The sequence below is a fragment of the Pseudomonas indica NBRC 103045 genome (assembly GCF_002091635.1).
GTDB lineage: Bacteria > Pseudomonadota > Gammaproteobacteria > Pseudomonadales > Pseudomonadaceae > Pseudomonas_M > Pseudomonas_M indica.
This window is the reverse complement of record NZ_BDAC01000018.1, coordinates 129,592-137,750: the sequence shown is the minus strand read 5'-3', so window position 1 is coordinate 137,750 and position 8,159 is coordinate 129,592. Positions and strand designations below refer to the sequence as shown.

General features: G+C 66.5%; 7 protein-coding genes. 1 reads left to right on the top strand and 6 read right to left on the bottom strand.

Annotated features, from left to right (window positions below; translation table 11 throughout):
• Nucleotides 1–34: 34 nt before the first annotated feature.
• From PIN01S_RS19700 to PIN01S_RS19690, 3 genes are read right to left on the bottom strand one after another with little or no spacing between them, the layout of a single operon-like run.
• Complete coding sequence (locus PIN01S_RS19700; RefSeq protein WP_084338109.1) at nt 35–1,678, bottom strand: phospholipase D-like domain-containing protein; 1,644 nt, start codon at nt 1,676–1,678, stop codon at nt 35–37.
• Nucleotides 1,679–1,700: 22 nt separating this feature from the next.
• Nucleotides 1,701–2,591, bottom strand: a complete 891-nt coding sequence (locus tag PIN01S_RS19695) for an alpha/beta fold hydrolase (protein ID WP_084338107.1) — start codon at nt 2,589–2,591, stop codon at nt 1,701–1,703.
• 44 nt (nt 2,592–2,635) lie between these two features.
• Nucleotides 2,636–3,535, bottom strand: a complete 900-nt coding sequence (locus PIN01S_RS19690) for a LysR family transcriptional regulator (protein WP_084338105.1) — start codon at nt 3,533–3,535, stop codon at nt 2,636–2,638.
• A 93-nt stretch (nt 3,536–3,628) separates the two neighbouring features.
• Between PIN01S_RS19690 and PIN01S_RS19685 the strand changes: the two genes are divergently transcribed.
• Nucleotides 3,629–4,762, top strand: coding sequence for an L-talarate/galactarate dehydratase (locus PIN01S_RS19685; protein WP_244506001.1), 1,134 nt, complete (start codon nt 3,629–3,631; stop codon nt 4,760–4,762).
• Nucleotides 4,763–5,081: 319 nt separating this feature from the next.
• On the opposite strand, the gene PIN01S_RS19680 is transcribed toward PIN01S_RS19685, so the two are convergent.
• From PIN01S_RS19680 to PIN01S_RS19670, 3 genes are all read right to left on the bottom strand, one after another.
• Nucleotides 5,082–6,602, bottom strand: a complete 1,521-nt coding sequence (locus PIN01S_RS19680) for a tripartite tricarboxylate transporter permease (RefSeq protein ID WP_084338101.1) — start codon at nt 6,600–6,602, stop codon at nt 5,082–5,084.
• A 10-nt stretch (nt 6,603–6,612) separates the two neighbouring features.
• Complete coding sequence (locus tag PIN01S_RS19675; protein WP_084338099.1) at nt 6,613–7,095, bottom strand: tripartite tricarboxylate transporter TctB family protein; 483 nt, start codon at nt 7,093–7,095, stop codon at nt 6,613–6,615.
• A gap of 62 nt (nt 7,096–7,157) precedes the next feature.
• Entirely contained in the window at nt 7,158–8,138 is a 981-nt protein-coding gene (locus PIN01S_RS19670; protein ID WP_084338097.1) for a Bug family tripartite tricarboxylate transporter substrate binding protein, read from the bottom strand.
• Nucleotides 8,139–8,159: the final 21 nt, after the last annotated feature.

Here is an 8,159-nt window from a genome sequence, read left to right as displayed (position 1 = left end):
ATCCCACGTGCAGGGACGAATTCATTCGCCCGCTTCAGCGCCCGGAAAACCGCAACCGCGACAACCGTTTCAGGTGGCCGGGGCGGTAGTAGTCGTCGGCCCAGCTACTGTCCGGGCTGAGGGGACGGGCCTCTTTCAGCTTGAGCTTGCGGGCGTAGTAGCGGAATCGGTAGTGCTCGTAGAAGCGCAGGATTTCCAGGCCGTAGCGGTCGGCGAGGTCGGTGTCGCCGCGGATGATCAGGTAGTTTTCGTCGTTGCCGTTGCTCGCCGGCAGGCTGAGGTTGTGGCTGCCACTGATGATCACCGGGGCGTCGCTGGTGAAGTCCGCCACCACCGCCTTGAGGTGCACCAGCAGGTTGCCGCGCTGGCCGCGCAGCCCCTCCTTCACCCAGCCTTCCAAGCCCTTGGAGAGCAACGCGGTGGCGGTGAATTCGGCGGTACGGTCGGCGTGGAAGCCAGTGATGCGGCTGCCCTTGTTCTGCACGCCGTAGCGCAGCACGTCGTCGTGGGGCGCGCCGAGCAGGGCGTCAAGGATGTCGTCGGGCAAGGCGAAGGCGGTGGCGAACAACAGGTCGCGCTCCGCGCCGCGCATCACCGCGGCGAACTCGGCCAGGTCGGCGGCGCCGCTGCGCGGGGAGAAACCGGCGAACAGCGTCCGCCCCGCCTCCAGGGGGTTGTGCCGGTTGATCCAGTCGCGGGTGGCGCCGACATCGGCCGGCGCATTCCAGATCACTTCGAAGAGCTGCCTGTACTGGCTGGCCACGCCGAGGTCGTCGGTGATATGGACGACATTGGCCTGGCGGTAGATGCCGTTCTCGGTGAAGTTGGTGCTGCCGAGCAGCACGGCGCAGGGCTTGAACTCGCCACCGTCCAGGCGGCTGAGCACGGCGAATTTGTGGTGGAAGATGCGCGAGGTGACGCGCCCGCGCCGGCTCGTTTCCGGGAGAGCAGCCAGGCGGGCTTCGTTCTCCTGGGTCTGATGGTCGCCGGCCTTGGCGTGGTAGAGCACACGCAGCCGTACCCCGCGGGTCTGTGCCGCATTCACCGCCTCGACGATGGCGTCCAGTTCGTATTCGTAGATGGCGATGTCCAGCGCCCACTGGTTATCCGTCGCGCGTCCGATGAAGGCGAGAATCCGTTCCAGCAGGCCGTTCTCCAGCCAGCGGCGCGGTGCCTCCGGCCAGGCTTCGAGGGGCAGGTTGCGCACCTGCTCCAGACGGGTCACCAGTTCGGGAAAACGCCGGCCGAAGGACTGGCTGGCCGCCGCCGCACGGTTGAACAGCACCCGATGCCCTTCCGGCCGACCGTCGTCGGTGGTCACCGCCAGCGCCAGGGACTCGCCCAGTTCGATGGCGCCGGGACGGCCGTAGGCCAGGTGCACGCGGTAATGGCAGGTGGTGCCGGGTTCGATGCTGTAGTCGGCCCAGCGGAATTTCTGGATCGGCGCGATATCGCTCGGCGTGGCGTTCCAGTGCGCAATCGTATGGGCATGGCCGGGGAAGGTCAGGCTGTTGAGCAGCCATTGCCAGTTCCTGCCCTCCTCCCGCTGTTCGACGGCGAAGCCCAGCAGCCCGTCGCGCCGCGCCTCGGCCACATCGAACGCCAGCAGCACGCCGTTGGTGCCGGCGTAGGCCTTGATGCGGAAGTCGTCCTGGGGGTTGGTCTTGAGTACACGCATGGTCACGTCCCTGTGCGGAGGTTCATCGGGTCTGGTCGTGCAGTTCGAGGATCAGCTCGACCAGTTCTGCCGGCTTTTCCTGCGGCAGGTTATGCCCGGCGCCCGCCACCACGGCGTGCCGGTGCCAGCCGCTGAAGTGGCGGGCATGCGCGGCGGTGCTGCGCAGGATCACGCCGTCGTCGGCGCCATCCACGCTGAGGGCCGGCACGCTGATCGGCGGTTGGGCGGCCAGGCGCCGCTCGATGTCTTCCAGCGCCGGATCGCCGGCTGCCAGGCCGAAGCGGTGGCGATAGGAGTGGATCACCACCTCGACGAAATCCGGGTTGTCGAAGGCGGCGGCGCTGCGGGCGAAGGTCGCTTCGTCGAAATCCCAGGTCGGCGACCACAGGCGCCAGAGCAGCGCGCACAGCGCCCGCCGGTTGCGCTCCAACCCGGCACGGCCGCGCTCGTTGTGGAAGTAGTACTGGTACCAGTACGGCAGTTCGTATTCCGGCTCGTCCGGCTCCATGGCGCGGGCGATGTCCTGGATCAGGTAGCCGCCGATACTGACCAGCCCGCGCACGCGCTGCGGCCACAGCGCCGCGACGATGCAGGCGCCGCGCCCACCCCAGTCGTAACCCACCAGCAGGGCCGAGTCGATGGCCAGGACGTCCAGCAGCGCCAGGATGTCCTGGCCCATGGCCGCCTGCTGGCCCAAGCGGGGCGTGTCGGCCCGGAGAAACCGGGTGGGTCCGTAACCGCGCAGGTAGGGCACGATCACCCGCGCGCCCCGGTCGGCCAGCGCCGGCGCCACCTCGGCATAGGCGTGGATGTCGTAGGGAAAACCGTGCATCAGCAGCACCGGCCAGCCGTCCGCCGGGCCGATCTCCTCGTAGGCGATGTCCAGCACGCCCGCTTCGATGGACTTCAACATGGTGCCTCCGCACTTGCTCGAACCGGTCGAAGCATAGTCCGCCCCTAAGCAGACAGCGCACCCGCCGTCTGCCGGATGGCATCGAGCAGGGCGTGCAGCGCGGGGTTGTCGTTGTCCTCGCGCCAGATCAGGTACAGCTCGCTGCGGATGCCGGCGCCCAATTCGATCGGGCGGAAGCCCAGGTTCTCGAAACGGATGCGGCTGGCGCTGTGCGGCACCAGGGCCAGGCCCATGCCGGCGTCCACCAGGGCCAGGATCGTGAGGGTCGAGCCGAGCAGTTGGACCACGTCCGGGACGATGCCGTGGGCACGGAACAAGCCGGTCAGCAGCTCGTTGAACGGCTGCCAGGCGGAGTGTGCGTAGAGGATGAAGGGTTGGCCGTGCAGTGCCTCCACACCCAGGTCTTCCTGGTCGGCCAGGGGGTGCTGCCGGGGCAGCGCCAGGACGAAGGGCTCGCGCAGCAGGCACTCGCAGCCGATGCCGGGGTGCTGCATGGGCGCGCGGACGATGCCCAGGTCGATTCGCCGCGCACGCAGGGCCTCCTGTTGTTCGAAGGTGTTCATCTCGTGCAGGGCGATATCGATGCCGGGCAGGCCGGTGCGGGCATCGGCCACCACCTGGGGCAGGAACTCGTAGACCGCGCTGGCCACGAAGCCCAGGGTCAGTGCCCCGGCCTCGCCCCGCGCCACCCGCCGGGCCGTCAGCGCGGCCTGTTCGGCATGCGCCAGCAGGCTCTGCGCTTCGACGAGGAAAGCCCGGCCGGCCGCGGTGAGCGTCACCGAGCGGGTGCTGCGGGTGAACAGTGCGACGCCCAGTTGGTGCTCCAGCAATTGAATCTGCCGGCTCAGCGGCGGCTGGGTCATGTTGAGGCGTTCGGCGGCACGGCGGAAATTCAATTCCGCCGCCACGGTGGTGAAGCAGCGCAGTTGGGACAACTCGAACATCGATGCCTTTCCGGTATCAATCCAGTGCCTGTTTAGATTAGACGTGAATCAAACTTCGCGTCGATCATGGGTTTCCCCGCTCAGGAGGCGCCCATGTACGAACCCGACAGCATTCGCCGAATCCGTCTGCGCACCGTCGCCGTTCCCCTGCCCCATTCGGTGACCGACGCCAAGGTGCTCACCGGACGCCAGCGTCCGCTGCGCGAGGTCTCGCTGCTCGTCGCCGAAATCGACACCGAACAGGGCCACACCGGCCTGGGCTTCGGCTATTGCCTGCGGGCCGGCGCTACGGCGCAGTTCGCCCATGCCCGGGAAGTCGCCCCGTTGTTGATCGGCGAAGACCCCAATGACATCGCCCACCTGTGGAGCCGCATGACCTGGGCCGGTGCCTCGGTAGGGCGCGGCGGCGTGGCGGCGCAGGCCATCGCCGCGCTGGACACCGCGCTCTGGGACCTCAAGGCGCGCCGTGCCGGCCTGCCGCTGGCCAAGCTGCTGGGCGCCCACCGCGATGCGGTGCGCTGCTACAACACCTCCGGGGGTTATTTGCAGGCCCCGGTGGAAGAAGTGATCGACCGGGCCCGCGCCTCCCTCGAACGCGGCATCGGCGGCATCAAGCTGAAAGTGGGACAGCCTGACCATCGCACCGACCTGCAGCGGGTGGACGCCGTGCGCAAGGCACTCGGCGACCGCGTGCCGCTGATGGTGGACGCCAACCAGCAGTGGGACCGCACCACGGCCCTGCGCATGGGGCGCGCGCTGGAGCCCTACGAACTGGAGTGGATCGAGGAACCGCTCGATGCCCATGATCTGGAAGGCCACTCCGCCCTCGCCGCTCGGTTGGATACGCCGGTGGGCAGCGGCGAGATGCTGACCAGCGCCACCGAAGTCGCCGCCTTCGTGGAGCGCGGCGCGGTGGATGTGCTGATGCACGACGCCCCGCGCATCGGTGGTATCACCCCGTTCCTGCGGGTAGCGGCCATGGCCGGGCTGCGCGGCATGGCCATGGCGCCGCACTTCGTCATGGAGATTCATCTGCATCTGGCGGCGGCCTACGAGCACGCCACCTGGGTCGAGCATTTCGAATGGCTGGAACCGGCCTTCAACGAACGCCTGGAGATTCGCGACGGCTGCATGATCGTGCCGAACCGCCCCGGGCTCGGGCTCAGCCTGCACGAGCAGGCCGACGGTTGGACGATGGCGCAGGTGGAGATCGATGGGCGTGGGTGAGGAGGGTTCATGTACGGGACGCTCGCCCCTTTCGTGTGGGAGCGAATTCATTCGCGAATTGCCGACAGGCCGCTCTTCGCGGATGAATCCGCCCACAGGTTGCATGCGACCCAACCCGCACCTACAACGGCCCACCCTAGCCGGGCGAATAAATTCGCCCCTACAGCGGATTTCTCCACCCACCGGATCGGGGCTTTTCGTAGGAGCCAGCTCTGCTGGCGAAACATTGGTGGGCCCGGCTCACGAGCAAAGCCGGACTCCCGTAGGGGCGAATTCATTCGCCCAACCCACCCTCGCCGGGCGAATACGCCCCTACCCCTCAGGAGCGCAGCAGTTCCACCACACCATCCTTGCGATGACGCAGGGCATTGAACAGGTGCCAGGCCACCGAGGCGACCGCCAGCAGGATGAAGCCGCCGGCGATGGGGTTGCTGAGGAAGCCCATGAAGTTGCCGTCCGACAGCATCAGCCCGCGGCGCAGGTTGGTTTCCGCCATCGGCCCGAGGATGAAGCCGATGATGAACGGCGCGGCGGGAATGCCGCCCTTGACGAAACCGTAGCCGACCAGGCCGAACACCAGGATGGTCCAGATATCGAAGATCCGGCTGCTCAGGCCGAAAGCCCCCACCACGCAGAGCACCAGGATGATCGGCAGGAGGATGTGCTTGGGCACGGCCAGCAGCTTGATGAAGATGCGCAGCCCGTAGAACTCCAGCACCAGCATCATCAATGCGGCGAGGATCAGCGCGGCGAAGATGGTGTACACCAGGTCGCCCTGGCTCATGAACAGCATCGGACCCGGCTGGATACCGTGGATCATGAAGCCACCGAGGAGGATCGCGGTCACCGCGTCGCCGGGAATGCCCAGGGTCAGCAGCGGGATCATGGCGCCGCCGATGCCGGCGTTATTGGCGGTTTCGCTGGCGACCACGCCATCGATCACGCCGGTGCCGAATTTCTCCGGGTGCTTGGAGCGCTTCTTGGCGACGATGTAGGACACGATGTTCGAGGTGCCGGCGCCGACGCCCGGCAGGATGCCGATCCCGATGCCGATGAACGCGGAGCGGATCGAATTGGGGAGCTGCCCGAAGAACTCCTTCAGCGAGAAGCCGAAGCCCTTGATGTCCTTCATGCTCACGCTGCCGACCTGGGCCTTGCGCTCCGCACGGACGCTTTCGGCGACCTTGATGATCTCGGAGATGGCGAACACGCCGACCAGCACGGTGAGGATTTCGAAGCCGCTGTTCAGGTTGGGGATGTCGAAGGTGAAGCGGCGGATGGCATCCACCGGCGCGATGCCGACGGTGGCGAAGACGAAGCCCAGCACGCCGGAGAACAGGCCCTTGATCATCGACCCGGTGGACAGCGTGGCGATCAGCGTCAGCGAGAAGATCGCGATGGCGAAGTATTCGTGCGGGCCGAAGCGCAGCGCCACCTTGGCCAGCCAGGGTGCGATGAACATCAGCGCGGCGATGCTGGCAATCGTCCCGAGGAAGGAGAAGACGATCCCCGCGCCCAATGCCTTGACGCCCTCACCCTTCTCCATCATCGGGCCGCCGTCGAAGGTGGTGGCGATGGACGACGGCGTACCCGGAATCTTCAGCAGGATCGCCGAGATCAGGCCGCCGGACGTGGCGCCGATGTACAGCGCGACGAGCAGCGACAGGCCGGCCGCCGGCCCCATGCTGTAGGTCAGCGGCAGGCTCAGGGCGATGGCCATCACCGCGGTCAGCCCCGGCACCGCGCCGAAGATGATGCCGACCCCGACGCCCAGGGTGATGAGGATCAGGATCTGGATCGAGAAGACGGCGGAAAAGCCGTGTTGCAGAAGTTCCAACATGGCCGTGCTCCTAGATGTCGAGGAAGCCGGACGGCAACAGCAGGTCGAAGCCGTGGCGGAAGATGTAATAGATCACCAGCGACGCCACCACGGCGATCACCGCATAGCCGATGTGGTTGACCTTCTGGCCGGCCGGGGTCAGCACGATGAACTGCGCGTAGAGGTAGAGCGCCGTCATGATCGGGAAGCCGACCGTGGACAGCAGCGCGGTATAGAGCACGATCAGGCCGAGGGTCTTGAGCACCGTGGGGTAGTCGGCCGGCACCTTCTCCCCGTCGTCGGCCTCGGCGGGCTTGCCGGCGTTGGCCGGCTTGCGGCTGTTCATCAGTTGCAGGACGCCGAGCAGGCAGAGGATGAAGGCCAGTACGTAGGGCACGAAGGCCGCATCGATGAAGCCCTTGCGCGGCAGGTTCATGGTCATGACCAGGTAGACCAGGCCGGCGCAGAGCATGACCACGCCGATCAGCCGTTCTTTGCGGGTATGAGTATCCATCGGTTACATCCTGGATAGCGGGGTGGAACGCCGGGCCGCTCGCGGGCCCGGCAGGTCGCGGCTCACTTGGCCTGGCGCAGCAGGTCCTTGTACTGCATGTAGTCTTCGCGGGTTTTCTTCAGCAGCGCCTTGGCGTCCTCGGTGGCGTAGAAGCTCACCGGCTGCTTGAAGCCCTGTTCCAGGTCCTTGGCATAAGCCGGCATCTCGGTGATCTGCTTCATGACGTCGGACATCTTCTTCACAATGGCCGGGTCGGTGCCCTTGGGAAAGGCGATGATGTAGGGCTTGTCCACCACCATGTCGATGCCTTGCTGCTTGAAGGTCTTCACGTCGCCCAGCAGCGGGTTCGGCTCGTCGTTGGGCTGGGCGAGGATGTGCATGTCGCCGGTCTTGGCGTAGTCCTGTACCGCGCCGTAGCTGATCGCGCCCATGTCGATGCGGCCGCCTAGCAACGCGGTGATCTTCTCCGCCGCGCTGCCGCTGTCGACGATCTTCAGGTCCACGCCGGCCAGCTTCTCGAAGATCAGCCCCTGCAGGTGGGAGAAACCACCCAGTTCGGTACCGTAGACCACGCTGCCCGGCTTCGCCTTGGCCTTGGTCATTAGGTCGTCCAGGGTCTTGATGCCGGAAGCATCGCCGGAGACGAATACCGCACCCTTGTCCACGCCGGGAATGCAGGCGATGTCGAGGTCCTCGTAGCTGTAGTCCAGCAGTCCAGACACCTCGTTCACCAGCAGCGTGCCGGTGTGCGCGAAGAGCAGCGTGTTGCCGTCCGCCGCGGACTCCTTGACCTGGGAAGCTGCCACGGTGCCGCCGCCCCCGGCCATGTTGGTGATGACCATCGACTTGCCGGTGATCTGGGTGAAGTACTTGGCCATGGTCCGGGCGTTGAAGTCGGTGTCGCCACCGGCGGCGGCCGGGACGATGACCTGCACCGGCCGGGTCGGCCACTTGACGTCGTCGGCCTGCGCGGTGCCGGCGGCGACCGCCAGGCAGGCGGACATCAGGGTGGTGAGGAGTGCCTTTTTCATTGTTTTCTCCATTGCTGGTGGCGTATCGGTTGT